Below are 26,522 nucleotides of genomic sequence, written 5' to 3'. Positions count from 1 at the left end.
GAGCAAAAACTGTAGCCCCTGAGCGGAAATAGCAAAATTAGGCGCATCCCCAAAAACAAAAGCAGCGCGTCCCACTGGACACGCGCCCCGGCACGTATGCCTTTCACGTTCCCTGCGTTGGCATTACCCACATCAGGTTCTTCGGGTCGAAGCCGGCTGGCTTCCTCTCAGCCCGGAAAGCGAGCTCCCCGTTTACAGGTTTTATTGTAACGCTTTTGCTGCTCTCTGTCAAGCGCTGTCCTGCGGGCCTTTTGCGCGCAGTGTAGGAGTACAATACATATTGGACAGTAGAAGAAAAAAAGGATGAAGGATATGGCCTCATCGGTTATAGTTGGAGTTGCGGACAACAACTATACGAGAGGGGGCCACATCCTTCATGAGCAAGAGTATAACACAGGACATGGCATATCGGCAATCCCTGATGAAGTATGCGGAGAAATACGGCGTGAGCCGGGCCAGCCGGAAATACAACAAGAGCCGGTCGTATATCTACTTCTGGAAAGCTCGCTGGGATGGGAGCATGGCCTCCCTGGCCTGCCAGTCCCGGCGTCCCCACAGCCATCCCAACCAGCATACCGAAGCGGAGCTGAAGCTGATCCGGGATATGCGCCGCAGAGATCCCAAACTAGGTATGGTGGAACTGTGGCACCGCTTACGTCGGCGGGGATATACCCGCCGACCGGAGAGCCTCTTCCGCGTGATGCGGAAACTGGGGTTATTCCCACAAGCCGAGAAGAAGCCGGCTTATAGGCCCAAGCCTTATGAGCAGATGACCTATCCTGGACAGCGCGTTCAGGTGGATGTGAAGGTGGTGCCCCGCCGCTGTATCGCGGACCCGGAGCTGCGCCTGTTTCAGTACACTGCCATGGATGAGTTCACCCGACTGCGCTTCCTGGCCGCTTACCCTGAGCAGTCCACCTATTCTTCCGCTGACTTTCTCAAAAGGCTGTTCAAGTGGTATGCCCGCCGGGGTATCCGGGTAGAGTGTGTCCAGACCGACAACGGCTTTGAATTCACCAACCGCTTTTCCAACAGCAAACGCAATCAGGTAACGCTGTTTGAGAAAACGGCTGCTGATCTGGGAATTCGGCATAAGCTCATAAAACCATACACACCTCGCCACAACGGTAAGGTTGAACGCAGTCACAGAGAAGACCAAAAGCTATTCTACAATACCCATTCTTTCTTCTCGCTCGATGACTTTGGTGGGCAGCTAGCTGCCCACCAAGCTCGCACCAACAACAGACCGATGCGCCCTCTCCTTTGGGTTTCGCCTAGAGAGTTCCTTCTTGCTTTCACTGTCCAAAATGTTTGACAAACCTACATGTCCTGCGGGCCTTTTGCGCGCAGACAGACGATGCTCAGAACCGGAACGCCGAGCGGGAAGGCGACGATTTCGCACTTCGCCATGAAGAGGAAGAACAGGTTCGGCCTGCCGCAGGCCATGAGGCTCTCGTAATTCCCCTGCCCTTTGCAGATCACCACGTCCGCCTCTTCAAACGCGCGTCGGAACGCAGGCGACGTATGGCAAAGCACCGTACCCAGCGCGCCGTCTCCGCTTGAAAGTACCGATGCCACTTCCTCCATCCGTACCTGACGTGCGTCCATCAGCGTCACATCGTTTACGATCGGGCGTCCGCGCACGCCAAAGGTCACGCGAAGCTGCGGATACCGGTCTTTTAACGTCTCAATGAAAAGCCTGTCCAGCACGATTTCTCCGCAGTTGTCCCCCAGATACAAAAGACGCTTCGCATCCGTCAGCGCCTCAAACAGCGGCGCGCTGTCGTCGATCGACAGGGTATCGACCGTTTTCAGCCTTTCCTTGAGCATTTGAAGACTGAACGTATGCCGGGCCGCAAAGTCGATCAGGTTGCCGCTGATCGCGAGCCGAAGCGCCAGCGATAAAGGCGCCGGTGCTTCGGCAATTTGTGCGCGAAGCTGCGGCGCCAGACGCAGAACCTCTTCATTGTAAAAGGCCCGGAGCTCCCGATAAGGATCCTCCTCGCCCAGCACCTGTGTCAGCATGCCATAAATTCTGCCCATGACCTCGGGGTTGCACGCATGCTCTTCCGCCTCGCTCAACAGCAGCTCTGCACGCGCAAGCAGCTCGTCCTCCCTGTCCCGTGGCAGATTCAGCAGCGCGCAGACCTTACGCACCTGCTCCCTGTCGCACGCTTTGCACGCTTCCCGCATTTTTGCCTCCATACAAAAGCAGCCGAAACCTTCGCTTCGGCTGCCTGATTTCATTTTTGTGACGCGACGTGCATCGGTTCCCGCCGTTCGTACAACTGCCTCACGGTCTCCGGCTCCGATGCGTACAGCGTGTCGTGAATGTATCCCGCCGTCGCGCGAAAACATTCGATCATAATCGGATTGAACACGCCGCATTCGCCGCCCAGGATCATATGTACCGCTTCCTCATGCGTATACGCCTTTTTGTAAACGCGTACGCTTACCAGCGCGTCGTAGACGTCGGCCAACGCCACCACCTGCGCCCAGACGGGAATCTGATCCCCCACGAGCCCATCCGGATAACCGCGGCCATCCCAGCGTTCGTGATGATAGCGGCAGATGTCGTAGCAGTACTGGTAGATTTCGCTCTCCTGAAGTCTGGGCACGCTTTGCAGGATTTCGCACCCGCGAATGGTGTGCTCCTTCATGATCTCGTATTCTTCCGAAGTCAGCCTGCCCGGCTTGTTGAGGATGTAATCCGGAATTGATATTTTGCCTACGTCATGCATGACGGAAGCGTCCGTGATCTGCGGAATCTGTTCTTCCCGAATGCCGAGCTGCGGGTAGTGGTGCACGATGTACTTGAGGAGCACCGCCGTCAGGCTGCGGATGCGCTTGACGTGTTCGCCCGACTCGCAGTCTCTGAATTCGATAACCGTCGACAGGGTATCGATGAGCGCGCTGTTTGTCTCTTGAATCTTCTGCGCCTGCGCCTCCAGCTGGCGGGCCTGCCTGTCCAGCGCAATCTCCTGCTCGTCCACGACGTGCTTGAGCTGCTCTCTGTTTTCGTACAGCTCAATCACGTTGTTGATACGCCTGCGGATGAACTCTGGCATAAAGGGCTTCTTGATGATATCGACCACGCCCAGTTCGTATCCGCGCCGCAGCGTGTCGTCGGAATTTTCAGCCGTAATCAGGAATACGGGGATCTTCTTCATCAGCCCGCGCAGGGTCAGGGCCTGCAGCACCGCAAAGCCGTCCATTACCGGCATGACGAGATCCAGCAGGATCGCGGCGATCCCCATCGGATGTGCGTCGATGATCTCCAGCGCATCCCGGCCATTTTCCGCTTCAAGCGTCGCATAGATGCCGTTGAACGCCTCACTGAGCAGTGCGCGGTTCAATTCCACGTCGTCCACGATGAGCAGCGCTTTGTCACTGCGCACAGCACATCCTCCTTCCGTTGTTGATCTTCCGTATCGTTCAGGCTCCGCGCGGAACCGTTTTAAGCGTCCACCTGCCCTAAATACTGCAAAATCTTATCGTATTCAGCGCGCACCGTTTCATAGAGGGCAGGTACGCTCGAACCTTGCCCCTGGCGAACAGCGACCACAAGGTCGTTGCAGGCCGCCTGCAGTTTTCCAAAGCCCAGATTGGCCGACAACCCCTTAAGGGTGTGGGCCGTCCTCTCTATTTTCTGCGAATCGCCCTGCTCGATGGCATCCTTAAGCTCACGGTAGGTCGCGTCCTGCGGAAACCGCATGACGAAGCGCCTGAGCAAACCTTCATTTCCGGAAAAACGATGCAGCGTTTCCGGAAGGTTTACGTCAAGCGAGATAAGCGCGTCTCTAAACTCCATTTTCTATCCCTCAACTAATGTAGGCGCGCAAAATACGGGTGCGCGCGGCGTTATCTGTATTTGCATGGCAAAACAACGATGCCGTCTTGCCTGTGTGGAAAACCAATCTGATATAGTCTACCACATTCACCGGCAATGTTCAACCTTTCACGTCAAAAACCGGTCGAAATACCGTTCTCTCGCAAGAATATATCAATAATTCAAAATATATTGATTTTTCTATTGACGTTTTCATTTCATTGATCTATAATATCAGCAGATGAGCAATCGTTCATCTTTCGAGATTCAAACGCGATCGTTCTGGAGCATAATTGAGAAGGGAGCGGTAATCATGAAAAAGCATTTTAAACTGATCGACCTGGACTGCGCCAACTGCGCCGCCAAGATGGAGGATGCCATCCGCAAGATCGAAGGCGTCGAAGATGTATCCGTCAGCTTTCTGTCGCAGAAGCTGACGCTTACGGCAGCGGACGACCGCTTCGACGCGGTCGTCAAGGAGGCCGTCAAGGCCTGCCGGAAGATCGAGCCGGACTGCACCGTCGTTCTGTAACGATAGGCGGCACGGCCGCCCGTTGAAAGCGAGGAGGGTTCTCTTGTCCAACAAGCAAAAAAAGATGCTCGTGCGCATCCTCGTGGGCGCTGCGCTTCTTAGCGCGGCGGCGCTGATCCCTGCGGAGGGATGGCTGCGCGCTGCGCTGTTCCTCGTTCCCTATGCGCTCGTCGGCTGGGACGTCCTGTGGCGCGCGCTGCGCAACATCCGCGGCGGTCAGATTTTCGATGAGAATTTTCTCATGGCCGTGGCGACGCTGGGCGCGCTTGCTCTAGGAGACTACGCAGAAGCCGTCTTCGTGATGCTCTTCTATCAGGTGGGCGAGCTGTTCCAGAGCTACGCGGTCGGACGCTCCCGCCAGTCGATTTCCTCTCTGATGGACATCCGCCCGGACTTTGCCAACATCGAACGAGATGGAGCGCTCGTACAGGTAGACCCCGAAGAAATCGCCGTCGGGGACGTCATCGTCGTAAAGCCCGGAGAAAAGGTACCGCTGGACGGCACCGTGCTGGAAGGTTCCTCCACGCTGGATACGGCTGCGCTGACCGGCGAATCCCTGCCCCGGGAGGCCCGCCCCGGCGACGGCGTCGTCAGCGGCTGTATCAACCTATCCGGACTGTTGCGCGTCCGCGTGACCCAGCCCTTTGGAGAATCGACGGTTTCCAAGATCCTCGATCTCGTCGAAAACTCCAGCAGCAAAAAGGCGAAGGCGGAGAACTTCATCACCAAGTTTGCGCGTTACTACACCCCTGCCGTCGTCATCGGCGCGGCGGTGCTGGCGGTGCTTCCTCCGCTTCTGTTGGGCGGCGGGTGGGGCGAGTGGATCAGCCGCGCGCTTACGTTCCTCGTCATCTCCTGCCCCTGTGCGCTGGTGATCTCCATTCCCCTCAGCTTCTTTGGCGGCATCGGCGGCGCCTCCAAGTGCGGTATCCTCGTCAAGGGCAGCAATTATCTGGAAGCGCTCTCTCATGCGGGCATCGTCGTCTTCGACAAGACGGGCACCCTCACGCGCGGCAGCTTTGAGGTCACGGCTGTGCACCCGGACGAAGTCTCCGAGAAGGAGCTGCTGGAGATCGCAGCGCTGGCGGAAAGCTTCTCCGATCATCCCATTTCCCGTTCCCTGCGAGAGGCCTGCCACGCCGAGCTGGACGCCGGGCGCGTGCAGGACGTCAGCGAGCTCCCCGGCCATGGCGTAAAGGCGCGGGTAGACGGGCGCCTGATTTACGCCGGCAATGGCAAGCTGATGGACCAGGCAGGGGTCGAATGGCACGATTGCCACAAGGCGGGTACCATCGTACACGTAGCGGCCGACGGGCAGTACATGGGCCACGTCGTGATCTCCGACACCGTCAAGCCCGACGCGAAAAAGGCAATCGCCGCGCTCAAGGAAACCGGCGTTCGCAAGACCGTCATGCTGACCGGCGACTCTGAAAGGGTCGGCAGGGCAGTTGCCGCCGAACTCGGCGTGGACGAGGTGCACGCCCAGCTTCTGCCCGCGCAAAAGGTCGAGCAGGCCGAGCGGCTGCTTTGCGAAAAGCAGGGAAGCGAACAGCTCGTCTTCGTCGGCGACGGCATCAACGACGCTCCCGTTCTCACCCGCGCGGACATCGGCATCGCGATGGGCGCGCTGGGTTCCGCCGCGGCGATTGAGGCGGCAGATGTGGTGCTGATGGACGACAAGCCTTCCAGGATTGCGGACGCTATTCGCATTTCCCGCCGGACGCTTCGCATCGTGCGCCAGAACATCGTCTTCGCGTTGGGCGTCAAGGCCGTCGTGCTCGCGCTGGGCGCGCTGGGCCTGGCGAACATGTGGGCCGCCGTCTTCGCGGATGTGGGCGTCTCGGTGATCGCGATTCTTAACGCGACGCGCGCGTTGCACGTCAAAAATCTATAAAGCTCCGCATAGGATTGCCCGCCGGTGCATCTGCCGGCGGGCCCTTTTGATTTGCCGCGAAAATTACGCGCTGCATTGGCATGCGCAAATGGACGCCGTCAACGGACGTACGAAGTCGGATGCGGGCATCGTCCGGATCAGCGCCTTCTCCGATCTCCGTACAGATAGCGGCGGATGTCCGCCTCGTCCTCGCGTTCCAGGTCGCGCACGCCCGCCTGACGCTCCAGGTGGTGGCGGAATTCGTGGCGCAGCACCTCGCGCACGTGCCTTCTGAGCTCCTCCGGGGAACAATTCCCGTATACTTGCTGAAACGATCCGTAATAAATCACGATGCGGCTGCCCATCGCGCCGCTGTACTGGTATTCTCCCATCGTATACAGGTCGTCCGCGCGCGCGTGTTCGCTTAAACGGCAGGCTTCAGAGAGGATGACGCCCCCGTTGAGCCCACGGTAAAGCACTTCGGGGAGCTCTTCCGCCTCCTCGTCCAGCATCTCGTGGAATTGTTCCAGCGATACCATATTCTGCACCTCCGCCTGTCGTTCTCCTTATTCTATCATGACGCGCCTTTTTCAGCAACCGCGTGCGCGTCGCCACACGCTCTCCTTCATTTTTCACAATTGGCCTTTATGCGTTCATTCTGCGGACACAGTTGGGCTGTATACTCTTTCACAACAACAGGAGGTGATTCTTCATGAAAGAAAATTTTCTCACGAAGCTCGCGCTTCGTTTCCCGCAGCTTTACCTGCTTCTATCCGCGATCGACACCCGGCTGGGCACCTCAATTCTTCCCCTGCCTGCGCTATCCCGCCGCTCCTTTGGCCCGCGTGCCCACTAAGGCAACAAGCCTTTTCACATAGATTCGTGCCCCAGCGGCTTTCGTTCAAGCCGCCGGGGCACGTTTGCGTCTAGTCCGGCCAGGTTTCGCTGTCGTCGTAGATGCCGCCGAACTCGCGCAAGCCCTGTGTCATCGCGTTATTCGCGACGGCGCTCAGATCTTCAACGTTGTCGATTTCGTCCATGCGACTGTCCACCGCGCGCTTCACGCAAGGGTGCAGCGACTCGTAAAAGGCTGCGGCACGTTGATCCCGCTGCAAAAGGTGCTTCAAAGACACATTTCTCATCCCTTTCCGTCTTCCGATCCGGTTCGGTTCAAAATGTATCCTTCCCTGCACCCCGGTCTTCCATGAGTGACGCCGTGCTTACAGGTCGTAGACGCTGCGCGCCCGAAGCTGTTTTGCGCTGCCGCGAAGCACCTTTACGCGGCGCTCGCCCGCGTTCATATCGAAGAAATTGTCCGAAAGCAGCAGATCCGCGTCCTCCGATTCGATCTGCACATAGCGAGCGAACGCACAGGCCGTAACGACGACCTCGTCTCCCTCTAAGCGCAGGGCAAGTTTGGGATCCATAAACGCAAAGTGTTTAGGCGCGCAGAAGAGCGCTGTGCCGCAGGAGACCGCCTTGCCATCCTGTTCAAACGAAAAGCTCGCGTAGTTTGCCGTGAGCGACGCTTCCTCAAAGCAGAGCTTTTTCAGCCAACGGCTGGAAAGCGCCGGCACTTCGATCTCCTCTGCTCCCTCGCGTACGACCGCACCGTCGGGTGTGCGAAGCGCCCAGCGCACGATTCCGTGCACCGTAAAGCGCGTCTCATTGGCCACGCACAGGGTGATCGAGCGCTCGATGGGCTCTGGATGGAACTCGTTGATCTGGGGGTTCTGGGTGATTTCGCCCTCCTCGCAGCAGGAGAGCATTACCGGCGCGAAGAAGCGCTTGGCCGCGTAATGCAGCGCCTTCCAGCGGCCATAGTAGTCGATGGAAGACCAGGACGCCACGGGCCAGCAATCGTTGAGCTGCCAGATGATCGCGCCCATACAGCGCCCGCGGAACCTGCGCCAGTGCTCCACACCGTAGCGGATGGCGTCCGCCTGCAAGAGCTGAGAGGCATACAGCAGGTTATCGAAGCTCTCCGGGTAGCGGTAGGTCTGCGACAGGTAGGAAAGGATTTTTCCGTTTGCCGCGCGATTGCGCTGATGACGCTCCATGACGCGCGAGAAGATGTTGCGGTCTTCAGGCAGCGTAAAGGACTTGACCGTTTCCAGGCACGGGAAGGACTGGAAGCCAAACTCCGACGCGTAGCGGAAGTGGAACTTGCGGTACTCTGTGAAGGGCTTTTCGCCGTGCCACACGTCCCAATAGTGCACGTCGCCGCGATTGGGGTCGTTCGGCTCGTCAAACGCCCCTCCGGAGGAGGGCGATGCAGGCCAGTAAAATGTCTGCGGCGCGTAAGCCTTTACCACGTTGGGGATGATGTATTCAAACATCTTCGTGTAATCGGCCATGTGGCTGGGGCGCCTTACGCCAAATCCGGACTGCCCCGCACGAACGGCGTCCGCCGCTTCCTTCTGGAACATCTCCATCTCGTTGTTTCCGCAAAGCAACGCCAGCGACGCGTGATGGCGCAGGCGCAGCACGTTGTCGATCGCTTCCTGTGTAATGGATTCCTCGAAGTCCTCCGTCAAATCGTAGAACGCGCAGGCGTACATGAAGTCCTGCCAGACGAGCAGGCCCAGCTCGTCGCAGATGTCGAAGAAGAAGTCGTCCGGATAATACCCCCCGCCCCAGACGCGAACCGTATTAAAATGCGCCAGCTTTGCGTCCTCCAACAGGCGGCGCGTGCGTTCGGGCGTCACGCGGGAAAGGATATTGTCCTCCGGGATGTAATCGCCGCCCATCGCGAAAATTTTGACGCCGTTGATCACATGGCAGAATTCCTCTCCCCATTCGTCCTTCTCGCGCGAAACCGTCAACGTACGAAGGCCGATACGCCGCTCCCACACGTCCAGCAGCTTTTCATCCTTTGAAAGCTCCACGCGTACGGTGTAAAGCGGCTGGTCTCCATAGCCCGCAGGCCACCAGAGCATGGGCTCGCCGATTACGACGTTCAGCGATTCGTCGTCCTTGGGGCGGTACACCCGCCCATCCGGCGCCGTAACCGTAGCCGAAAGGGTCATCTCCTCCTCCATGTAGGCATCCAGCTCCGGCTCAAGGGAAAGAATCACGCGCCCGTCCTCGTGCAGCTGGCCGACGTACACGCTGTCGATGCGGGCCATTTCGATCCCCAGCAGCGAGATGTCCCTCCAGATGCCCGCATCCGGCAGGCGAGGCCCCCAATCCCAGCCGAACATGCAATGCGCCTTGCGCAGATGTGAAAATCCCGGCGTCGCGTCCGTCGTACCCCAGCAGGGGCGTGCTTCGTTCTCCGCAAGGATGTACCTGAGCGGCGAACGGAACAGGATACGCACCTCGTTTTCGCCCGCACGCAGCATGTCCTTCACGTCCCACTCCCAGGTGCGGTGCATGTTGTCGGCGCTGGCGACCGCTTCACCGTTCACCGTCACGTCGCACAGCGTGTCCAAACCCTCGCAGCGAAGCAGCACCGCGTCGCAGGCGAGCAGAGTTTCGTCCACTGAAAAGCTGCGGGTATAGACGTAGTCCTCCCGCATCACGTCAAACGCCGCCTGCTCATTTTCCCGGTAAAAGGGGTCCTCCAGCCTGCCTGCGCGCAGCAAATCCGCGTATACGGAGCCCGGGACCACCGCGTCGAGCCATGCGTCGTCCCCCGCTCTCTGCATGCGCCAGCTCCCGTTCAGAGATTGTGCGATCATTTGTTTCATCCTTTCGCTTGGTTTTTAGCTGCTAGGGGATTCTCCCCTGCGCGCGCCATCTCCTGCCGTCTGCAGGCGCCGAAAAAGAAAAAGGGGCCGCCGCCGATAAAGCGGACAGCCCCACCTCCCATCGGGCGAGGCGCCACCGCCGCCTCTGCCCGAAAAGGTCGTTATTCGTTTTCCATGTCCTCTACGCTGATGGACGTGAACTCCGTGCCGTCAAAGGCCGTCACCGCGTCGTGCCACTCGGCGGTGAACTCCTCCAGCGACAGGTTGTTGTCCCGCATGTAAAGCGCGGGCTCGAGCCCCACGTAGCGGAAGTGCCAGGGCTCATAGATGATCTGGGTGATATCCTCCTTGTCCTTCGCGTAGCGCAGGATAAAGCCGTAATCCCAGCAATTCGCCGCAAGCCACTTGCCCTCCTTGGTGTCCGCGAAGGCGCTGGTAAAGCGCTTGCCGATGCCGGAGTAGTTGATGATGTCGATGCCAAGGCCCGTCTGATGATCCGAAGACCCGGGATAAGCCACCACCTTGTCGTCCACACCGTTATTCTTTTTTAGCCGGTTGTAATACATGGTGTTCTGCGTCTGATAGCTGCGGTAGCCGGAGCTGGCGTAGAGCTTGACGCCGTCCTCCAGCGCTGCGTCGAACATCGCGCTCATGGCCTCCGACGCGGCCTTCCGCATCTGAATCGCGTCGCTAGACACCTTGCGCGCCTTGATCTTGACCAGGTCTGAGGGCTTGTAGTCCTTATCCAGCAGCGAATCCCGGTTGGCCAACACCAGATAGTCGCTTTCCATCAGCGATTCATAGGAGAGCGCATAGTCCCACGCGCTAAAAAACGCCTCTTCCTGCTCCAATTGCTCTTCGGAGACGTACTCCAGCCCAAGGCCGAACGCGCCTGCCGGAGCCGTAAGCAGCAGCATCGAGAGCGCAAGCGCCCCCGCCGTCTTAGGGTCCTTCAGCTTCATCCTTCGTCCTCCTCCGTTTCAACGGCGCCGCTGAGCGCGCCTGTTCTCTGCCCCTGCAAAAGCTCCAGGTATTCCTCAAACGGAATGTTCAGCTCCGCGATCGCCGTCGCGTGCTCCACGCCCACGTAGCGGATGTGCCAGGGCTCGTAGGCATAACCGGTGATATCCTCCCATCCGCGCTTGTAGCGGACGATAAAGCCAAAGCGGTGCGCGTTTTCAGCGACCCAGATGCCCTCCGGCGAATCGCCGAATTCTTCTTCGAGGCCGATGCCCAGCGTGCTTTCGCCTTCTATGTCCATCGCAAGGCCCGTCTGGTGCTCCGAATATCCGGGTTTTGCCACAACCTGGCTGGCGCGTCGCTCACCCAGCGCCTCTGAGCGCCGTTCGTAAATCGCGCGCTGCGTCGCGTAGCTGCGATAGCCCGAGGTCGCGTAAAGCGTAAAACCCGCCTCGTCCCTCGCCGCCTGGAACAGCGCCTCCAGCGCCGTAGCAGCCTCCGGGCGCATGTAAATGTTCCCGGCAAGCGCGGGCCGCGTGGGCGTAACGTCCGGAAGCACCAGTATCGGCTGCGCGCTTGGCGCACGATTCTGCTTGTTCACGAGTACGAGCGAGCCCTGCGCGTTCTGCCCCGGCAGCGCATAGCTGAACGATCCGAAGAACACCGATACGGCCGCCGCCAGCGCGGCAAAGGTTCTGATGGGTAACAGCATGGCAGCAAGTCCTTTCGCCGTCGTTTTCTTCCGTTACATTAAACGATTGAGCCCTGCGATTCCCTGCCCTCGTTTTCCTGTTCTTCCGGGGATTCGCAGATCGCCTTCGGCCCCAGCGCGCGCACGAGCCTGCTGAACGTCTCGTCGTCCACCATGGCCCGCACCAGCGTACCCTCCGCCTCATATCGTTCCTCAAGCACGCGGTTTTCGTCGTGCAGGCGGGAGAGCGCCGTCGACTGGGCGTAGGGCACTCGCACCCACACGGGACGCTGCAACTGCATCAGTTCGCGTGCGATCGCCTCCATCAGCGCCTCGATACCCGCTCCCGACTTGGCGCTGATGGGCAGCGCCCCCGGAATATCGGGCGTCCTTTCCGCTGCGTCCATCTTGTTCAGCACGTCGATCACGGGCTTATCCGCCGCGCCGAGGGATTCCAGCACCCCGCAAACGACCTCGCGCTGTGCGTAAACCTCCGCCGACGAGGCGTCCGACACGATGACCAACAGATCGGCCAGCATCGCTTCTTCCAGGGTGGACTGGAAAGCGTCCACCAGGGCGTGAGGCAGCTTGCTGATGAAGCCAACCGTGTCCACGAGCAGGAAGTCCCCTCCGTGCGGAAGCTTCACGCTGCGCGTGACCGGGTCCAGCGTCGCGAACAACTTGTCCTCGGCCAGCACGCCTGCCTCCGTCAGACGGTTGAGCAGCGTCGATTTCCCGGCGTTGGTGTAGCCTACCAGCGCCACCACCGGCACGGCGTTTCGCTCCCTGCGCGCGCGGCGAAGGGAGCGCTGCGCGCGCATTTCGTCGATCTCGCGGCGCAGGTCCGTCATTCTCTTGCGGATGCGGCGGCGGTCGACTTCCAATCGCGTCTCGCCCGGGCCACGCGTGCCGATGCCGCCGCCCAGACGGGACATCGAAAGCCCGTGTCCGATCAGCCGCGGCAGCTGATAGTTGAGCTGGGCGAGCTCTACCTGCAACCGTCCTTCGCGCGACTGCGCGCGCTGGGCGAATATGTCCAGAATCAGCGTCGTTCGGTCGATGACCTTGACGCCCAGCAGGTTTTCGAGGTTCCTCGTCTGCGCACCGGTGAGCTCGTCGTCGAAGATGACCGTGTCGATGTCCAGCGCCTGGCAGTCCAGGGCGATCTCGTCCGCCTTGCCGCTGCCCACGTAGGTCGCTCCGTCGGGCTTTGCGCGCCGCTGCAGCGTCTTTTCGATTACCTGCGCACCGGCGGTTTCCGCCAGACGCGCAAGCTCCTCCAGCGACACCTGTGAATCCATTCCCACCAGGTACGCGCGTTCCGCGCCGCCCTCGTCGCTCTTCGCCGCCTCGCCCTGCAGTACGCGCTTGTCCGCCAGGAGTATCTCGTCCATCCATTCCTTCTGGGGTATGCGGTAGATGCTGAGCGGCTCCATCAAAATGACCTGCGGCACGCCCGCCTTGCATTCGCCCAGGAAGGCCGCCTGAATACCCGTGGGCTTGTCGTCCCGCGCGCCGACCGAAGCCATCGCGTCAAAGCGCAGCGTGCGCAGGGAGCTCAAGTCCACGTCCGAGAGGCGTGCGTCCCCGCCCGGATGCGTGTGGATACAGCGAATCATGGAAAGCCTCTTCGTGTTGCGCCGAAGGTGCATGTCCTTGAGCGGCACGCTTTCCAGCGCGCCGATGGTCACGTCCAGCACCTCGCCGCTGCGCGCGACGTACACGCTGATTTCGCGGTTGATAAGGCAGGTGTAATGCGCGAGCCGCTGCAGAAAATCAATAGGGGCAAACTCGTTTTCCTCGATCTCCGCCTCGTACAGCGTCTCAATCTCCCGAAGGAGCGAATCCCGAATTCCGGTCGTGTTCCCGTAAAGCAAATACATCCCTCTTCCTGTCAAAAAGGGCGGATACGTCGTATCCGCCCGCCCTTTATTTCGCCGCAGGCTCGGCGTGTTCAGCCCGCTGCTTTTTCTGATAATCCTCGATCGCCGCCTTGAGCGCTTCCTCAGCCAGCAGCGAACAGTGCATCTTCACCGGAGGCAGGCCGTCCAGCGCTTCCGCTACCGCCTGATTGGTGAGCTTAAGCGCCTCCTCGATCGTCTTTCCCTTGACCATCTCGGTCGCCATGCTGCTGGTCGCAATCGCCGCGCCGCAGCCGAACGTCTTAAACTTTACATCCACGATGACGCCGTCCTCCACCTTGAGGAACATGCGCATGATGTCGCCGCACTTGGCGTTGCCCACCGTGCCGACGCCGCTGGCATCCTCGATTTCCCCGACGTTGCGCGGGTTGCTGAAGTGATCCATGACCTTTTCGCTGTACATTTTATTTCACCGCTCCTTCCAGCATATCCTGATACATGGGCGACATATCCCGAAGCGTCTTCACGATCTCGGGCAGCTTTTCGAGCACCGCGTCCACGTCTGCTTCCGTATTGAAATCGCCCAGCGTAAGCCGAAGCGAGCCGTGCGCCACCTCGTGCGGCAAGCCGATCGCCAGCAGCACGTGCGAAGGATCGAGCGAACCGGAGGTGCAGGCCGATCCGCTGGAGCCCTCAATGCCTGCAAGATCCAGACGCAGCAGCAGCGCCTCGCCCTCGATGTACTGCACCGATACATTTACGTTGCCCGGCAGGCGCCGCGTCCGGTGTCCGTTGAGGCGTGAATAGGGGATTTCCTTTAAGATGCCGTCGATCAGCCGGTCGCGCATCGCGGTAAGACGCGCGGCGTGGCTCGCCACGTCCGCGGTCGCAAGCTCGATCGCCTTGCCCAAGCCCACGATGCCGGGCAAGTATTCCGTGCCCGCGCGCCGCGCGCGCTCCTGCGCGCCGCCGTGCATGAAGGGGTCGGCCTTGACACCCTTCTTGATGTAGAGCGCGCCGATGCCCTTGGGACCGTAAAACTTATGCGCGGAGAGCGAGAGCATGTCCACCCCGAGCGCGCGGACGTCTACCGGAATTGCGCCGACCGCCTGCACGGCGTCCGTGTGCATCAGCACGCCGTGCGCGTGCGCGATGCGCGTAATTTCCTCGATGGGCTCGATGGTGCCGATCTCGTTGTTCGCCATCATGACGCTGACGAGGATCGTCTCCGGTCGGATGGCCTTTTCCACGTCGGCGGGGCTCACGAGTCCGTCCGCGTCCACCGGCAGGTAGGTCACCTCAAAGCCCTGCTTTTCGAGCCACTGGCAGGTGTGCAGCACCGCGTGATGCTCGATGCTCGTGGTAATGATGTGGTTGCCCCGGGCTTTGTGCGCAAAGGCCGTGCCCTTGATAGCCCAGTTGTCCGCCTCGCTGCCGCCCGCGGTGAAGTAAATTTCGCTCTTGTCCGCGCCGAGCGCCTTCGCCACCTTGGCCCGCGCGCATTCCACCGCCTGCCGCGCCTCGCGGCCCGCTGCGTGGATGCTGCTGGGGTTTCCATAGATCTCGGTAAAGTAAGGAAGCATCGCTTCCAACACCTCGGGTTTTGTCGCCGTCGTCGCGGCGTTGTCAAGATATATGCTCATGGTTGCTCCTTTCCGCTTTCCTCCATCATTCGCTTTTGATCGTCCAGCATATCCTGCAGCGTCACCGAATAGAGCACGTCGTCCATGCTCTTGGATAGGCGCTGCCAGACCACCTTGGTCGGGCAGGCGCAGGATCTTTCACAGCGCTTATCGTCCGACAGGCAGTCCGCCAGCAGGATCGGCCCCTCCAGCACGTGCATGAGCTCTCCCATCGTAATGCTCGCGGGTTCCTTGCCCAGCATATAGCCGCCCTGAGCCCCCCGCACGCTTTCCACCAAACCGTCCCGCCGAAGCAGCGCGATGAGCTGCTCCAAATACTGCTCCGGAATGTCCTGGCTTTCCGCGATGCTCTTGAGCGGCTGCGGCCCTTGTCCATAACGCGTCGCAAGCTCGAACATCGCATGGATCCCATAGCGCGCACGCGTCGAAAGCTTCATGGTCTGTCTCCTCTCGCCGAATCTCGATCATTTTTATCGGAATTGCACGTCTATCCTAGCACGCGGCCTAATCCTTGTCAATAGGACGCGTTTCATTTCGACTTATTTTATCAGAAATAAACGCAAAAACCCCCGCCGTTTGCGTTGAAACGGCGGGAATTTTTGCTTAAACCGGCAGGCTTTAGCCGCATGCGCGGGCAGCATTGATCTCCCCGCCCGTACGAGATCCCCGTATAATCACATGCGGGTGACGCCCTCGTAAAGCGGATAGGCCGCGCAGAGCGCTTCCACCTCGCGCTTGACCTGCGGCAGGGCCGCATCCTTTTCGCGAACCACGCGCGCGATCCAGCCGGCGATGGTCTTCATCTGCGCTTCCCTCATACCGCGCGTCGTTACGGCGGGCGTACCCACGCGTATGCCGCTGGTCACGAAGGGGCTAAGCGTTTCCTTGGGAATCGTGTTCTTGTTGACGGTGATGTTCGCCTGCCCCAGCAGCGCTTCCAGCTCCTTGCCGGTGACGCCGGTGCCGGTGAGGTCGAGCAGCATCAGGTGGTTATCCGTGCCGCCGGAAACGAGACGGATACCCTCCTCTTCAAACGCCTGCGCCATGGCTTTCGCGTTGAGCACGATCTGGTGCTGATAGGCCTTAAACGCGGGCGTCAGCGCTTCCTTGAAGCAGACGGCCTTGCCCGCGATCACGTGCTCCAGCGGGCCTCCCTGCGTGCCGGGGAAGATCGCCTTGTCGATGGCCTTCGCGTACTGCTCCCGGCACAGGATCATGCCGCCGCGGGGGCCGCGCAGGGTCTTGTGTGTGGTGGTCGTCACGAAGTCCGCATACGGCACCGGACTGGGGTGCTCTCCCGCCGCGACCAGACCGGCGATGTGCGCCATGTCCACCATCAGCAGCGCGCCCACCTCGTCCGCGATCTCGCGCAGGCGCTTAAAATCGATGATGCGCGAATAGGCGGACGCACCCGCGACAATCATCTTGGGACGGCATTCCTGCGCGATGCGCAGCACCTCGTCGTAGTCGATGACCTCCGTATCCTCCGTTACGCCATAAGGCACAAACTTGAAGTACTTGCCTGACATGTTGACCGGGCTTCCGTGCGTCAGATGTCCGCCGTGGGAAAGGTTCATGCCCATGACCGTATCTCCCGGTTCCAGCATGGCGAAGTACACCGCCATGTTCGCCTGCGCGCCGGAGTGCGGCTGCACGTTGGCATGATCAGCCCCGAAGAGCTCCTTCGCGCGGTCACGCGCCAGGTTCTCCACCACGTCCACATACTGGCATCCGCCGTAATAGCGCTTTCCCGGATAGCCCTCCGCATACTTGTTCGTCAGGTGGGATCCCATCGCCGCCAGCACCGCGTCGCTCACGAAGTTTTCCGATGCGATCAGCTCGATGTGCGCGCGCTGGCGGGTAAGCTCGTCCTCCATCGCCTGCGCCACCTGAGGATCGGCCGCCCGGATCGCCGCAAAGTCTATCATAATTCACTGCCCCTTTCGTGCTACTGTCGTTATCCTATTATATCGCCGGATGCGCCTGTTGGCAAGCGCGCATAGTCCTCATAAACAGCAAAAAAACGCCGGGCGCAATACCGGCGTTTCCATAAGCTGTCTTGAAGACCCATTTATTAAGATTCAAAAACCGTAAGGGCTCAGGCCAGGCATCCCCGCGGCACATGCTGCTGAATGCTTATTGCTGCTTCCTTCCGGACCTGACAAGGTTCACACCGCCTCATTGCACAGGACCCGTCCGTCATCGCCCTTACAGCCTATTCATTGTAGACGATTTTCCTTCAAAAATCAAGGGGTTCTTTTGATCTTCCCGCATTTTGGCTCACGCTTCGCCCTGCCCGGCGTAAAGCCGGGGCGCGAGCGCGAAAAGCGCCATGTGTGAAAGGGCACTCAGCAGCAAAGTGACCGCAGCGGTGCCCACCAAAACCGTCTCCGTCTCGAGGCCCGCGCGCAGCATCAGGTACGCCGTGCCGCCCGCTACGACCGCGAATACAAACCCGGCGATCATGCACATCATCGGGTTCAACCCCTGCTTGATCGCCTCTGTCGGAGAGGTCCACGAAAGGCGCGGGCGATACATGTCAAAAAGCAGGCCCGCCGCGTTGACTCCAGCTGCAAAGAAAAACGCGGTAAATGTAGCGTATGCAGCCTGCGCAGGCGCGATATGCAGCAGCGGAACCGCTGCCGCCACCCCGGCAAGCACCGCAAGCAGCGCCACCGACGCGCCAAAGAGGTGCTTCCCCAGCGCCAGCGTATACGCGCTTACAGGCAGCGAACGCCCGAACGCGAGAAGGCTTCCCTCCCGTGAGAAGGCCGTCACGCCCCCGGTATTCAGGCTTGCCACCAACGCGAGCAGCGCAGTCAGCCCCAGCGTCACGACGTTCGCATCCACCGTCTCGCCAAACAGCGCGGCCAGCTCTGCGACATCCCGGGGCATGGCGAAGGTAAGCATGCACAGCATGACCGGCGCCATCGGGATGTCGATGAGTGCGTTCATCGCGTAGGCAGGCGTTCGCAGCGCCACGCGCCATTCGCGCAGGAACAGGGCGGCAGTCTGCGAACGCCGCGGCGCACTCCCCCTTGTTCGCCTGCGTCTGCCGCCGGCAGCTGTCTCGCCTGCCGCCGATAGGCCCCGTTCGTACAATCTGCCGGACAGCAGAAGCGTCAGCGCAAGACAGACGGCAGACGCAAGCGCCAGCAGCGCGAGCTGTCCGAACGCAGCCACGCCCTCGCCGCTCAGCGCCCGAAGCGCCCAACCCGCTGGCGGATAGGCGCTCACCAACAGATCGACCAGGCTGCGCCTCGAAAGCAGGAACGTCAGCATTGCCTGCACGGTGAAGTTTTCTTCCGCATTTTTGAGGACCAGCGCCTGCATTGCCAGTACGGCTCCGATGCCGAGGAACGCTCCGCCAACCATCAGCGCCTCGCGGTGACGGACGAGCGCGCCCGCACGCATCAGGATAAGCGACAGCGCCGCGCAAATCGCGAGCGGAATAAACGGCAGCAGGAAGAGCACCAGCACTGCGCGGACGAGATAGGAAAACGCGAAGGCTTGCGGGTACAGCAGGATGGGCGGCAGACACAGCGCCAGCACGACCAGATATTCAAAGAAGAGCACCTGCGCAAATTTTGAGGCGAAGACCGTGCGCTCGCGTGCCGGAAGCGCGGCGAGCAGTTCTACATCCCGCCCAAAGTACAGCGTGCCGAGCATCGTCGCCGTGCCGGTGATGAGCATCATGAGAGGCATGAGCAAAAAAAGCAATGCCAGCACCATCTCACGGACGAACGAAAACGGTCCCGTCGCCGCGCCAAAAACCGTATGTACCAGCAACGCATAGCAGCCTATGAGCGTGGCTACACCCGCGACGGCGGCAAGAGCGATCATCGTCCCCTGCCAAAATCGCTTCTTATCGGTGCGAAATGTCGTCCGCAAGGCAGAAAGGCCCATTCGGTTTTTCATCTGTACCCGAAAGAGCAAGAAAAACGTGCGCATCTGCCTCATTCCTTTCCGCCGTCCGCGTCGGTCATCTCCAGGAAGATGCTCTCCAGCGTCTGCGCATGCTCAGCGCTGCGCAGTTCGTCCATCGTCCCCTCCGCGATCAGCCTGCCGGACTGTATGATGCCGATGCGGTCACACAGCCTCTCCGCCACGTCCAGCACGTGGGTCGAAAAGAAGACCGTGTTGCCGCTCTCGCAGTGACGGCGCATCTCTTCTTTCAGGATATGAGCCGCCCAGGGATCCAGCCCGACCATCGGCTCGTCGAGCACCCAAAGCGCGGGCTGATGGATCAGCGCACCGATCAGCGTGATCTTCTGGCGCATGCCTCGCGAATAGCTGCGTACGAGGTCGCCCGCCGCCTGCGTCATCTCGAACATTTCAAGATATCGGCCGATGCGCTCCCGCCGCTGTGAATTTTCCACGCCGTACATGTCCGCCATGAAGGACAGGTACTCCATCCCCGTCAGCCGCTCGTATACCTCTCCGCCATCGGGCACGTAGCCGATCATGCGCTTTGCCGCGATGGGGTCCTTCTGCATGCTCACGCCTCCGATGACGACCTCTCCCGCGTCCGGACGCAGAATGCCTGTGAGCATCTTGATCGTCGTCGTCTTGCCCGCACCATTCGGCCCGATGAACCCAAATATCTCGCCCCGATTGACGTGGAGCGTCAGATCGTCTACCGCCCGCACGCTGCCCTTCGCGTAGGCCTTGCACAGATGCTTCAGCTGAATCATATGGCTCCTTCTGCGGCCCGAATGCCGCCTTCGATAATTAGATTTTTTTCTAAATAGATTATAGCACGCTCCGGCGGCATGTCAAGGGCTTTCCATATGATCCCAAAGACAGGCAGTGCACGCGTCCGCCTGAGAGTCCCTGCATCGCTCGTTTGCCTACCCAGCCCGCGCGTAATTTTCAGCAGGCACAAAGGAAAAGAGCGGCCATTCCAGCCGCTCTGAACGGTTTATTCTGCTGTTCCTTCCGCTGCGATCTGATCGCGGACGACCTCGACCGCTTTTTGGAGCTGCACATCCTTATCGCGCGGGATGTTATTGATGCCGTAACGCAGCTTCACATCCTCTGCCTGCTGCACCGGCACATCCGGCTCGATGCCGATACCGTGAATGCACGTGCCCGAGGGGGTAAAGTAGCGCGCGACGGTAAGCTGCATGCCTGCGCCGTCAGAATCAAAGGGGAAAACCGCCTGCATGATGCCCTTTCCGAACGTCTTCTCGCCCACCAGCGTGCCGACGCCGGTATCCTTGACCGCGCCCGCGACGATCTCCGAAGCGCTCGCACTGTAACCGTTGACCAGTACCGCAAGCGGCAGTCCCAAAGCCTCCTCGTCCGAGCGCTCTTCCGTCCGGTTGCCGTAGCGGTCCTCGGTCGAGACGATCACGCCCTCGGGCAGCAGCACGTCCGCGATGGCCACCGCATCGGTGACGAGTCCTCCGCCATTGCTTCGCAGGTCGAGGATCATTCCCTTCGCGCCCTGCTGCTGAAAGTAGGAAACAGCCTCCTTAAACCCGTCCGCCGCGTCGCCCATGAAGTCGTACACGATGACGTAACCGATGGCGTCTTCCATCATCTCGTATTCCACGTAGTTCATTTCGATCTGCGCCCGCTGAACGGTCAGGTCCATCGTCTCCTCGCCGCGCAGAACGGTGATGGTGACCTCGGTTCCCGGCTCGCCGCGCATGGCCGCGACCGCCTGACTCTGCTCGTATCCGGTATAGCCGACGCCATCCACACCGATGATCTTGTCGCCTGAAAGCACCCCCGCCGCCTCGGCCGGGCTGCCCTTGAACACGCGCGTCACCATCATTAACGTGTCCTCCGGATCGACGAGAAGCTGCGTGCCGATACCCGCGTAGGTACCCTCGACGTTTTCGTTCATCGAGGCATAGTCCTCCGGCGTATAATAAAAGGAGTACGGATCGTCGAGCCCCACCATCAGCCCGATGGCCGCGTATTCCAGCATCGCGTCCGTATCCGGCTCCTCGTAGTAAAACGCGTTCACGATCTGCATCAGCTCATCCAGACGTTCAAATTGCTTCAGTCGGTCGTATTCTTCCCGCGTGATGGTGACCGTCTTCTCCTTACCCTTTGTGCCGAGGAAAAAACCCGTCGCGCAGGCGCTCAGCGCGGCGCCCGTCAGCGTCAGCGTCAGCGCGGCCGCCGCGATCCGCATCATATTTTTATGCTGCATGCCATAAGCCCTTTCTGTCAGTCTATGCATCTGACGTTTTCGGATTCGTTTTTGTTGCGTAAAGCGCTGTGTATGAAAAGGGATTCCGGCTCGTCACCGGAATCCCCCTTTATACCTATCGGCGCCCGCCGCTCAGTACACGGGACGCGGCTTGTCCTTGCCGCTCTTGCCGAGCAGCAGCATCATCTTGAAGGTGACCGCATCGTCGAACTTGCGCAGGTCGAGGCCCGTCTGACGCTGCACCTTGTCCAGGCGGTACACCAGCGTATTACGATGGATGTAAAGCTGGCGGGCCGTGTCGGATAGGTTCAAATCCTTGGCAAAGAACATCTCGATAGTATGCAGCATTTCCTCGTTGAACAACCGCGCGGTGCGGCGGTTGAAGAGGATGCTGTGATAGCGCTGTCCCAGTTCGCGCGGGATATCCATCAGGAAGCGCTCCAGCACGAGGTTGCGGTACACAAAGATGTGCTGATCCGCACAGAAGGTACGACCGACCTCGATCGCGCGGCGCGACTCGCGGTAGGACTCGCCCAGCTCCGAAAGGTGATGCTTGGGCTCGCCGATGCCCACGATGCAGCTATGCCCCAGCTCGTCCATCAGCATCTGATCGATAGCTTCTGCCAGCTGGAACAGCTCGTCGAACGCTTCCACCTGTTCCATGCTCTTGAGCAGCACGACCGTATGGCGATCCATCTCGATGAGCAGGTCGCCGTTGGCGCGCGGCACGAGTTCCTCAAGCTGAGTAAAAGCGGTGTCGTTTTCCGTCTGCAAAAGCTGGAAGACCAGCACGCTGCGGTCGCGTTCCATGTCGATCTGGTGCTCATGCGCGAGCGCTTCCAGCTCGGAGCCGGTCAGCTCCTCGCGCAGCACGCGGCGATAGACATCGTAACGGCTGGCGATCGGCGCTTCGCCGCGTCCCATGGACTGGATCATCGCACCTGCCAACAGGATGCAGTCGTGCGTGGCGGCACCCTGCGCATCCGCACAAAGCACCAGTTCCGGCGTAATGCCGATGGTGAGGAACGTCTTTCCGTCGAAGGCGACGGGCAACCCGGGTTCCATGAACTCGGGCAGGTTCAGCTGAACCTGCTGTTCTTCGGGTAAAAGCACATTTCCTTCTACGTCCAAAAGCCAGATCGGCTGCATCAGCCGGGCCAGAACTTGCTGAACCTGATTCAAAAAGCGTTTTTCAGGAACCATCCAACCTACTCCTTTCGTTGCTTCCATATCAATCCATTTTCAGTAAAACTGAACGAAACTCTTTATGGTTTAGCATCATACCTTTTTTATTATAATCGATTTTTTGAAAATATGCTAGAGGCACATGGACAGATTCACTCTTTTTGGCGTGGTAATACCGTTATGATTTGGTGATTTTGTCGATATTAGTCAAAAACGCACAAAGGCACCGATGCTTTACTGCCTGCGCGGACGGCGGAGCAATAAAAAAGGGGCCGTAAGTCTTGCTTACGGCTCCGTAAAAATGCCTTACCGGGAAACGATGGTCGCTTCCGTATCCTTGTCGAAGAAGTGCAGGCGGTTCGCATCAAAGGCGATCTTGATGGTATCGCCGGTGCGGGCCGTGGAGCGCGGATCGACGCGGGCGATGATGTTTTCGTCCTTGCCGGAGGTCTTCAGGTACAGGTAGGTTTCAGAACCCATCAGTTCGACAACCTCGACCTTCGCATCGATGACGCTGGTCTCGGAGTTGGCGATGAAAACTTCCTCATCATGGATGTTTTCAGGACGGATGCCCATGTAAACTTCCTTGCCGATGTAGCTCTCGTCGACGAACTTGGAAATCTTGCTGACCGGCACCTTGATCTTGTTGTCGCCAAACTTCGCCCAGACGCCGTCCGCCTGCTTCTCCAGCTTCACGGTGAAGAAGTTCATCTGCGGGCTGCCGATGAAGGACGCGACGAACAGGTTGCAGGGATAGTCGTACAGGTTCTGCGGCGTATCGACCTGCTGGATAAAGCCGTCCTTCATGACGACGATGCGCGACGCCATGGTCATGGCCTCGGTCTGGTCATGCGTGACATAGATGAACGTGGTCTGCAGACGCTGATGCAGCTTGGTAATTTCGGTACGCATCGCGACGCGCAGCTTGGCGTCCAAGTTGGACAGCGGCTCGTCAAAGAGGAAGACCTTCGGGTCACGGACGATGGCGCGGCCCAGGGCGACGCGCTGACGCTGACCGCCGGAAAGAGCCTTCGGCTTACGGTTGAGCAGGTGCTCGATGTCCAGAATCTTGGCCGCTTCGTGCACGAGCTTGTCGATTTCCGCCTTGGGCTTCTTGCGCAGCTTCAGGCCGAACGCCATGTTGTCGTACACCGTCATGTGCGGGTAAAGAGCGTAGTTCTGGAAAACCATCGCGATGTCGCGATCCTTCGGAGCCACGTCGTTTACAAGCTTCTCACCGATGTACAGCTCGCCGTCGGAGATTTCTTCCAGACCTGCGACCATGCGCAGGGTCGTGGACTTACCGCAGCCGGAGGGGCCGACCAGCACGATGAACTCCTTGTCCTCAATGTCCAGGCAGAAGTCGCTCACTGCCGTCACATTGCCGGAATAGATCTTGTAGATGTGCTTCAAAGATACGCTTGCCATCAAGAGATCCCCCTTACTAAATATTGAGTTGTTCCTACGGGCAAACTGGGCTGAACGTTAACTGTCAACCTCATTTGCCATCATTATACCGGTTTATTTTACGAACGTAAATTGCTTAAATACACAAACTTCGCGCGGCGCATTTGTGTAGTCTCCATCACAATTTTGCCACATTTTTTCACGCTCTCGCCGCATTTTTTATCCTCTTACCCGGTTAATGAAATTGGTTAGGGAAAATCTCGATTTTCCGTCGTTTTTCTCATGTTTTCGCCGTGTTTTGAATACTACCTTTTTCAAGCTTTAACATTTTGAATATTGAAATAACAGAAAATGCAGTTTTTTGCCGCAATATGGATTGCGTTAACGTTACCGCCCTTCCATTTCCTGCATCTTCCTGTTGTCCGCCTTCAACTTATTCGCCGTTTACGTCTGATCGCTTCTAAGCGCGTCCACCGGCATCATGCGGGAAGCCCGCACTGCAGGATAGACACCGAAAAAGAGGCCGATCGTGCCGGAGAAGCCTACCGCCGCCCCAAGCGTCCTGAGGGACGCCTCGATCGATATGCCGATCAGACGAGAGGCTCCCACGATCAGCGCGCTGCCCGCCGCCATGCCAAGCATGCCGCCAAGCATCGCGTAGGACACCGCCTCCAGCAGAAACTGCATCAGGATCGTCCGCCCCGTCGCCCCCAGCGCTTTCATCAGCCCGATTTCGCGTTTTCGCTCTCGGACGCACACGAGCATGATGTTCATCACCCCAATGCCGCCCACCAGCATGCAGATGAGCGCCACGCAGGACATCACGAGCAGGAAAATCTGCAGGATGCGCCGCGCCGCAGCCATCTCCTCCTCCAGGGTGATCGCCTCATATCCTTCCCCATATCGCCTCAGCAGGATCTTTTCCGCGCTTTTTGCGACCGCTCCGACGTCGCGCGAGGCGTCTACGCAAAGCACCAGCTCATCCACGCCGCCGCCAAACAGCGTCTCGTACACGGTGATCGGGATGTACACCTTTCCTGTGCCCGTGGCGATCACGCGCTCCGTGGTCGCCGGTGCGATGACGCCCACCACGGAAAATCGCCTGCCGGATAGGTCGATCGTCTGCCCCACCGCGTTTCCGTTTCCAAACAGCGATGCCTGCGCCGCTGCGTCGATGACCGCGACGGGCCGCGTATTCTCGATGTCCCTTGAAAGCAGGAAGCGTCCGCTCTGCATCTTTACCTTTTCGATGTCTCCCATCTGTGCATCGCATCCCGTCAGATTAACGACGGCCGTCTCATCCGCGCGGGTGGCGTAGGCCGTCCTGGCGGCGCTGGCGCTCACGAGCACGTCCTCTATCCCCCGCTCGATCAGTCCTGCATCCTGACGTCTGAGCGAAACGCCCTCTTGAACGCTCGCGTGAACCCATGCGCGGCCTACGCCGATGCGCCCAAGCTCCGTCTCCACCTCGCGCTGCCCCGCGTCGCCGATCGCCGTTATCGCCACAATCGCCCCGATGCCGATGGAAAGTCCCAGCACCGTCAAGACAGAGCGCACCGGCGTCTGAAAGATGCTCTTGAGCGAAAGCCCCAATATGTCCCGACCGCGCATTACGGCTCCACCGCCTTTACACGCGTGCCCGCCTCAAGCGCATCGGGGGCATCCACCGCGACGGTAAGCGTCACCGGCGCACTGAGCACCTCGATGCCGAAGTCGTCCTGAAGTCCCGTCTTCAGCTTCAGCGGCCATACGCGTTCGCCATAAACCTGCCATACGCTCTGTTCGTCATCGGAAAACGCCTCAACCGGCAGCACGAGCGCCGCATTTCTGGAGGCGCGAACGATCTGCACGTCTACTCGAGAACCGACTGGCAGCTCCAGCTCCTCGTCCGGCGTGATCTCTACGTCTGCCAAGCTGATGCCGTCCGTGCGGGCCATCGGAAGGCCCACAGAGGTGACGCGCCCCGTGCCAATCACCTTTTCGTCGCGCAATAGCCGAGCGGGCAGCCCCGTTTCAAGACGCGCCGCGTCTCGCTCGCCCACCTGCATCGAGACGCTCTGCTCCGCCCCCGCGAGCGTGAGCGCCGGACTGCCCGCGAGCAGTACCTCCCCGCTCTTCACGTGCGTGTAGAGCACCTGCCCGTCCTGTTGCGCGCGCAGCGTCTGCGCGGCCACCTGCGCGCAGAGCGTTTCCACCTCGTCCTGCATCGTCGCCTGCTGCGCGTTGACCAGCGAATCGGCCGTGCTGTTTCCGAACGTCTCCACGCTCGCGCTCTCCACCCGGCGAACCGCCTGCATCAGCGAGGTTTCCAGCAGGGACGTATCCAGTCGCAGGAGCGCCTGCCCTTCCTTGACCCATTCGCCGGCGCCGACATACACCTGCGCCACACGGCCGCCCGTCTGGCTTGCGATCATGCTCGTATCCCTTCGCCCGATAACGCCGCTGCCCATGACGCAATCCTCGATCGTCCGCCGCTCGATGGTCGCCGTCTTCACCCGTACCGCCTGCTCTCGTGGCCAAAAGAGCATCCCCAGCACCGCGCACGCCGTCAGGGCGAGCACCCCGCGCGTCAACCATTCCTTATGCATATCCATCATCCTCCCGCATCGCAGTTTTATTCTGCCGTCGCGGGCGGCGATTATCCCAATGCGTCCCCTTTAAGAAATGGAAGCGCGAAGCGCG

At 59.8% G+C, this 26,522-nt stretch carries 23 protein-coding genes, 1 other RNA gene, 2 pseudogenes and 1 riboswitch; of the genes and pseudogenes, 4 read left to right on the top strand and 22 right to left on the bottom strand.

Annotated elements, in window-relative coordinates; genetic code table 11:
* Positions 1 to 91: 91 nt before the first annotated feature.
* Positions 92 to 201, bottom strand: a riboswitch (TPP riboswitch).
* Positions 202 to 376: 175 nt separating this feature from the next.
* On the top strand, positions 377 to 1,315 hold the full coding sequence (locus C1725_RS09995; protein WP_102411467.1) for a DDE-type integrase/transposase/recombinase: 939 nt from the start codon (positions 377 to 379) through the stop codon (positions 1,313 to 1,315).
* A gap of 5 nt (positions 1,316 to 1,320) precedes the next feature.
* On the opposite strand, the gene C1725_RS09990 is transcribed toward C1725_RS09995, so the two are convergent.
* The 3 genes from C1725_RS09990 to C1725_RS09980 are packed head-to-tail and all read right to left on the bottom strand — an operon-like array spanning position 1,321 to position 3,811.
* Positions 1,321 to 2,193 (bottom strand): damage-control phosphatase ARMT1 family protein, encoded by an 873-nt coding sequence (locus tag C1725_RS09990; protein ID WP_346026549.1) that lies wholly within the window; start codon positions 2,191 to 2,193, stop codon positions 1,321 to 1,323.
* A 50-nt stretch (positions 2,194 to 2,243) separates the two neighbouring features.
* Complete coding sequence (locus C1725_RS09985; protein WP_102411465.1) at positions 2,244 to 3,398, bottom strand: HD domain-containing phosphohydrolase; 1,155 nt, start codon at positions 3,396 to 3,398, stop codon at positions 2,244 to 2,246.
* A gap of 59 nt (positions 3,399 to 3,457) precedes the next feature.
* Positions 3,458 to 3,811 (bottom strand): Hpt domain-containing protein, encoded by a 354-nt coding sequence (locus C1725_RS09980; RefSeq protein ID WP_102411464.1) that lies wholly within the window; start codon positions 3,809 to 3,811, stop codon positions 3,458 to 3,460.
* A 331-nt stretch (positions 3,812 to 4,142) separates the two neighbouring features.
* Between C1725_RS09980 and C1725_RS09975 the strand changes: the two genes are divergently transcribed.
* Both C1725_RS09975 and C1725_RS09970 read left to right on the top strand, forming a co-directional pair.
* A complete protein-coding gene (locus tag C1725_RS09975; RefSeq protein WP_102411463.1) occupies positions 4,143 to 4,361 on the top strand; it encodes a cation transporter in 219 nt (72 codons plus the stop codon).
* 43 nt (positions 4,362 to 4,404) lie between these two features.
* On the top strand, positions 4,405 to 6,255 hold the full coding sequence (locus C1725_RS09970) for a heavy metal translocating P-type ATPase (RefSeq protein WP_102411462.1): 1,851 nt from the start codon (positions 4,405 to 4,407) through the stop codon (positions 6,253 to 6,255).
* 137 nt (positions 6,256 to 6,392) lie between these two features.
* On the opposite strand, the gene C1725_RS09965 is transcribed toward C1725_RS09970, so the two are convergent.
* Positions 6,393 to 6,773, bottom strand: a complete 381-nt coding sequence (locus C1725_RS09965; protein WP_102411461.1) for a metallopeptidase family protein — start codon at positions 6,771 to 6,773, stop codon at positions 6,393 to 6,395.
* A gap of 173 nt (positions 6,774 to 6,946) precedes the next feature.
* Here C1725_RS09965 and C1725_RS19360 point away from each other — a divergent pair, with 173 nt between their 5' ends.
* The gene (locus C1725_RS19360) at positions 6,947 to 7,090 is read left to right on the top strand and encodes a hypothetical protein (protein WP_346026548.1); all 144 of its coding nucleotides are present in this window, start codon (positions 6,947 to 6,949) and stop codon (positions 7,088 to 7,090) included.
* Positions 7,091 to 7,160: 70 nt separating this feature from the next.
* Here the strand turns inward: C1725_RS19360 and C1725_RS09960 are convergent, their stop codons facing one another.
* The 18 genes and pseudogenes from C1725_RS09960 to C1725_RS09880 all read right to left on the bottom strand — a co-directional run bounded on the left by C1725_RS09960 (position 7,161) and on the right by C1725_RS09880 (position 26,428).
* A complete protein-coding gene (locus C1725_RS09960; protein WP_146009218.1) occupies positions 7,161 to 7,367 on the bottom strand; it encodes a hypothetical protein in 207 nt (68 codons plus the stop codon).
* An 87-nt stretch (positions 7,368 to 7,454) separates the two neighbouring features.
* Positions 7,455 to 9,917: a glycosyl hydrolase 2 galactose-binding domain-containing protein gene (locus C1725_RS09955; protein ID WP_102411459.1), complete on the bottom strand. Its 2,463-nt coding sequence runs from the start codon at positions 9,915 to 9,917 to the stop codon at positions 7,455 to 7,457.
* Between the two features lie 298 nt (positions 9,918 to 10,215).
* Positions 10,216 to 10,309: pseudogene (locus C1725_RS19635) on the bottom strand (D-alanyl-D-alanine carboxypeptidase family protein); the annotation flags it as partial.
* Positions 10,283 to 10,570, bottom strand: a pseudogene (locus tag C1725_RS19630) (M15 family metallopeptidase); the annotation flags it as partial. The pseudogenes C1725_RS19635 and C1725_RS19630, both read right to left, overlap by 27 nt.
* Positions 10,571 to 10,884: 314 nt before the next feature.
* Complete coding sequence (locus tag C1725_RS09945) at positions 10,885 to 11,598, bottom strand: D-alanyl-D-alanine carboxypeptidase family protein (RefSeq protein ID WP_102411457.1); 714 nt, start codon at positions 11,596 to 11,598, stop codon at positions 10,885 to 10,887.
* Between the two features lie 38 nt (positions 11,599 to 11,636).
* Positions 11,637 to 13,454, bottom strand: a complete 1,818-nt coding sequence (hflX, locus tag C1725_RS09940; protein ID WP_346026547.1) for a GTPase HflX — start codon at positions 13,452 to 13,454, stop codon at positions 11,637 to 11,639.
* Between the two features lie 52 nt (positions 13,455 to 13,506).
* Positions 13,507 to 13,902 carry a Fe-S cluster assembly scaffold protein NifU gene (nifU, locus tag C1725_RS09935; protein WP_102411455.1) on the bottom strand — a complete coding sequence of 132 codons (396 nt, stop codon included), beginning with the start codon at positions 13,900 to 13,902 and terminating at the stop codon, positions 13,507 to 13,509.
* Position 13,903: 1 nt separating this feature from the next.
* Positions 13,904 to 15,082 carry a cysteine desulfurase NifS gene (gene nifS / locus C1725_RS09930; protein ID WP_102411454.1) on the bottom strand — a complete coding sequence of 393 codons (1,179 nt, stop codon included), beginning with the start codon at positions 15,080 to 15,082 and terminating at the stop codon, positions 13,904 to 13,906.
* Positions 15,079 to 15,519: an Rrf2 family transcriptional regulator gene (locus C1725_RS09925; protein ID WP_102411453.1), complete on the bottom strand. Its 441-nt coding sequence runs from the start codon at positions 15,517 to 15,519 to the stop codon at positions 15,079 to 15,081. The genes nifS and C1725_RS09925 overlap by 4 nt, the downstream gene beginning before the upstream one ends.
* 237 nt (positions 15,520 to 15,756) lie before the next feature.
* On the bottom strand, positions 15,757 to 17,007 hold the full coding sequence (glyA, locus tag C1725_RS09920) for a serine hydroxymethyltransferase (protein ID WP_102413306.1): 1,251 nt from the start codon (positions 17,005 to 17,007) through the stop codon (positions 15,757 to 15,759).
* Between the two features lie 158 nt (positions 17,008 to 17,165).
* An RNA gene (gene ffs, locus C1725_RS09915) (signal recognition particle sRNA large type) lies at positions 17,166 to 17,302 on the bottom strand.
* A gap of 60 nt (positions 17,303 to 17,362) precedes the next feature.
* The gene (locus C1725_RS09910) at positions 17,363 to 18,925 is read right to left on the bottom strand and encodes a putative ABC transporter permease subunit (protein ID WP_346026545.1); all 1,563 of its coding nucleotides are present in this window, start codon (positions 18,923 to 18,925) and stop codon (positions 17,363 to 17,365) included.
* Between the two features lie 113 nt (positions 18,926 to 19,038).
* On the bottom strand, positions 19,039 to 19,776 hold the full coding sequence (locus tag C1725_RS09905) for an ATP-binding cassette domain-containing protein (protein WP_102411451.1): 738 nt from the start codon (positions 19,774 to 19,776) through the stop codon (positions 19,039 to 19,041).
* A 227-nt stretch (positions 19,777 to 20,003) separates the two neighbouring features.
* Positions 20,004 to 21,248, bottom strand: a complete 1,245-nt coding sequence (locus C1725_RS09900; RefSeq protein WP_346026544.1) for a S41 family peptidase — start codon at positions 21,246 to 21,248, stop codon at positions 20,004 to 20,006.
* Between the two features lie 132 nt (positions 21,249 to 21,380).
* Entirely contained in the window at positions 21,381 to 22,451 is a 1,071-nt protein-coding gene (locus C1725_RS09895; protein ID WP_346026543.1) for a PucR family transcriptional regulator, read from the bottom strand.
* A 288-nt stretch (positions 22,452 to 22,739) separates the two neighbouring features.
* Positions 22,740 to 23,861 carry a sn-glycerol-3-phosphate ABC transporter ATP-binding protein UgpC gene (locus tag C1725_RS09890; RefSeq protein WP_102411448.1) on the bottom strand — a complete coding sequence of 374 codons (1,122 nt, stop codon included), beginning with the start codon at positions 23,859 to 23,861 and terminating at the stop codon, positions 22,740 to 22,742.
* A 423-nt stretch (positions 23,862 to 24,284) separates the two neighbouring features.
* Entirely contained in the window at positions 24,285 to 25,451 is a 1,167-nt protein-coding gene (locus C1725_RS09885; protein ID WP_102411447.1) for an ABC transporter permease, read from the bottom strand.
* On the bottom strand, positions 25,451 to 26,428 hold the full coding sequence (locus tag C1725_RS09880) for an efflux RND transporter periplasmic adaptor subunit (RefSeq protein ID WP_346026542.1): 978 nt from the start codon (positions 26,426 to 26,428) through the stop codon (positions 25,451 to 25,453). Before C1725_RS09880 ends, C1725_RS09885 begins: the two co-directional genes overlap by 1 nt.
* Positions 26,429 to 26,522: the final 94 nt, after the last annotated feature.

It is taken from the genome of Beduinella massiliensis, assembly GCF_900199405.1.
GTDB classification, from domain to species: domain Bacteria; phylum Bacillota; class Clostridia; order Christensenellales; family Aristaeellaceae; genus Beduinella; species Beduinella massiliensis.
The sequence above is the reverse complement of the archived record's forward strand: the minus strand, read 5'-3'. Positions and strand labels throughout refer to the sequence as shown.

Excerpts from the sequence above, each read along its gene's own strand:
- C1725_RS09890 (WP_102411448.1), bottom strand. The coding sequence starts at position 23,861 with ATGGCAAGCGTATCTTTGAAGCACATCTACAAGATCTATTCCGGCAAT.
- nifU (WP_102411455.1), bottom strand. The coding sequence starts at position 13,902 with ATGTACAGCGAAAAGGTCATGGATCACTTCAGCAACCCGCGCAACGTC.
- C1725_RS09945 (WP_102411457.1), bottom strand. The coding sequence starts at position 11,598 with ATGCTGTTACCCATCAGAACCTTTGCCGCGCTGGCGGCGGCCGTATCG.
- C1725_RS09975 (WP_102411463.1), top strand. The coding sequence starts at position 4,143 with ATGAAAAAGCATTTTAAACTGATCGACCTGGACTGCGCCAACTGCGCC.
- nifS (WP_102411454.1), bottom strand. The coding sequence starts at position 15,082 with ATGAGCATATATCTTGACAACGCCGCGACGACGGCGACAAAACCCGAG.
- C1725_RS09885 (WP_102411447.1), bottom strand. The coding sequence starts at position 25,451 with ATGCGCGGTCGGGACATATTGGGGCTTTCGCTCAAGAGCATCTTTCAG.
- C1725_RS09955 (WP_102411459.1), bottom strand. The coding sequence starts at position 9,917 with ATGATCGCACAATCTCTGAACGGGAGCTGGCGCATGCAGAGAGCGGGG.
- C1725_RS09965 (WP_102411461.1), bottom strand. The coding sequence starts at position 6,773 with ATGGTATCGCTGGAACAATTCCACGAGATGCTGGACGAGGAGGCGGAA.
- C1725_RS09925 (WP_102411453.1), bottom strand. The coding sequence starts at position 15,519 with ATGAAGCTTTCGACGCGTGCGCGCTATGGGATCCATGCGATGTTCGAG.
- C1725_RS09880 (WP_346026542.1), bottom strand. The coding sequence starts at position 26,428 with ATGCATAAGGAATGGTTGACGCGCGGGGTGCTCGCCCTGACGGCGTGC.
- C1725_RS09895 (WP_346026543.1), bottom strand. The coding sequence starts at position 22,451 with ATGGTTCCTGAAAAACGCTTTTTGAATCAGGTTCAGCAAGTTCTGGCC.
- C1725_RS09910 (WP_346026545.1), bottom strand. The coding sequence starts at position 18,925 with ATGATCGCTCTTGCCGCCGTCGCGGGTGTAGCCACGCTCATAGGCTGC.
- C1725_RS09900 (WP_346026544.1), bottom strand. The coding sequence starts at position 21,248 with ATGCAGCATAAAAATATGATGCGGATCGCGGCGGCCGCGCTGACGCTG.
- C1725_RS19360 (WP_346026548.1), top strand. The coding sequence starts at position 6,947 with ATGAAAGAAAATTTTCTCACGAAGCTCGCGCTTCGTTTCCCGCAGCTT.
- C1725_RS09995 (WP_102411467.1), top strand. The coding sequence starts at position 377 with ATGAGCAAGAGTATAACACAGGACATGGCATATCGGCAATCCCTGATG.
- C1725_RS09990 (WP_346026549.1), bottom strand. The coding sequence starts at position 2,193 with ATGCGGGAAGCGTGCAAAGCGTGCGACAGGGAGCAGGTGCGTAAGGTC.
- C1725_RS09905 (WP_102411451.1), bottom strand. The coding sequence starts at position 19,776 with ATGATTCAGCTGAAGCATCTGTGCAAGGCCTACGCGAAGGGCAGCGTG.
- C1725_RS09980 (WP_102411464.1), bottom strand. The coding sequence starts at position 3,811 with ATGGAGTTTAGAGACGCGCTTATCTCGCTTGACGTAAACCTTCCGGAA.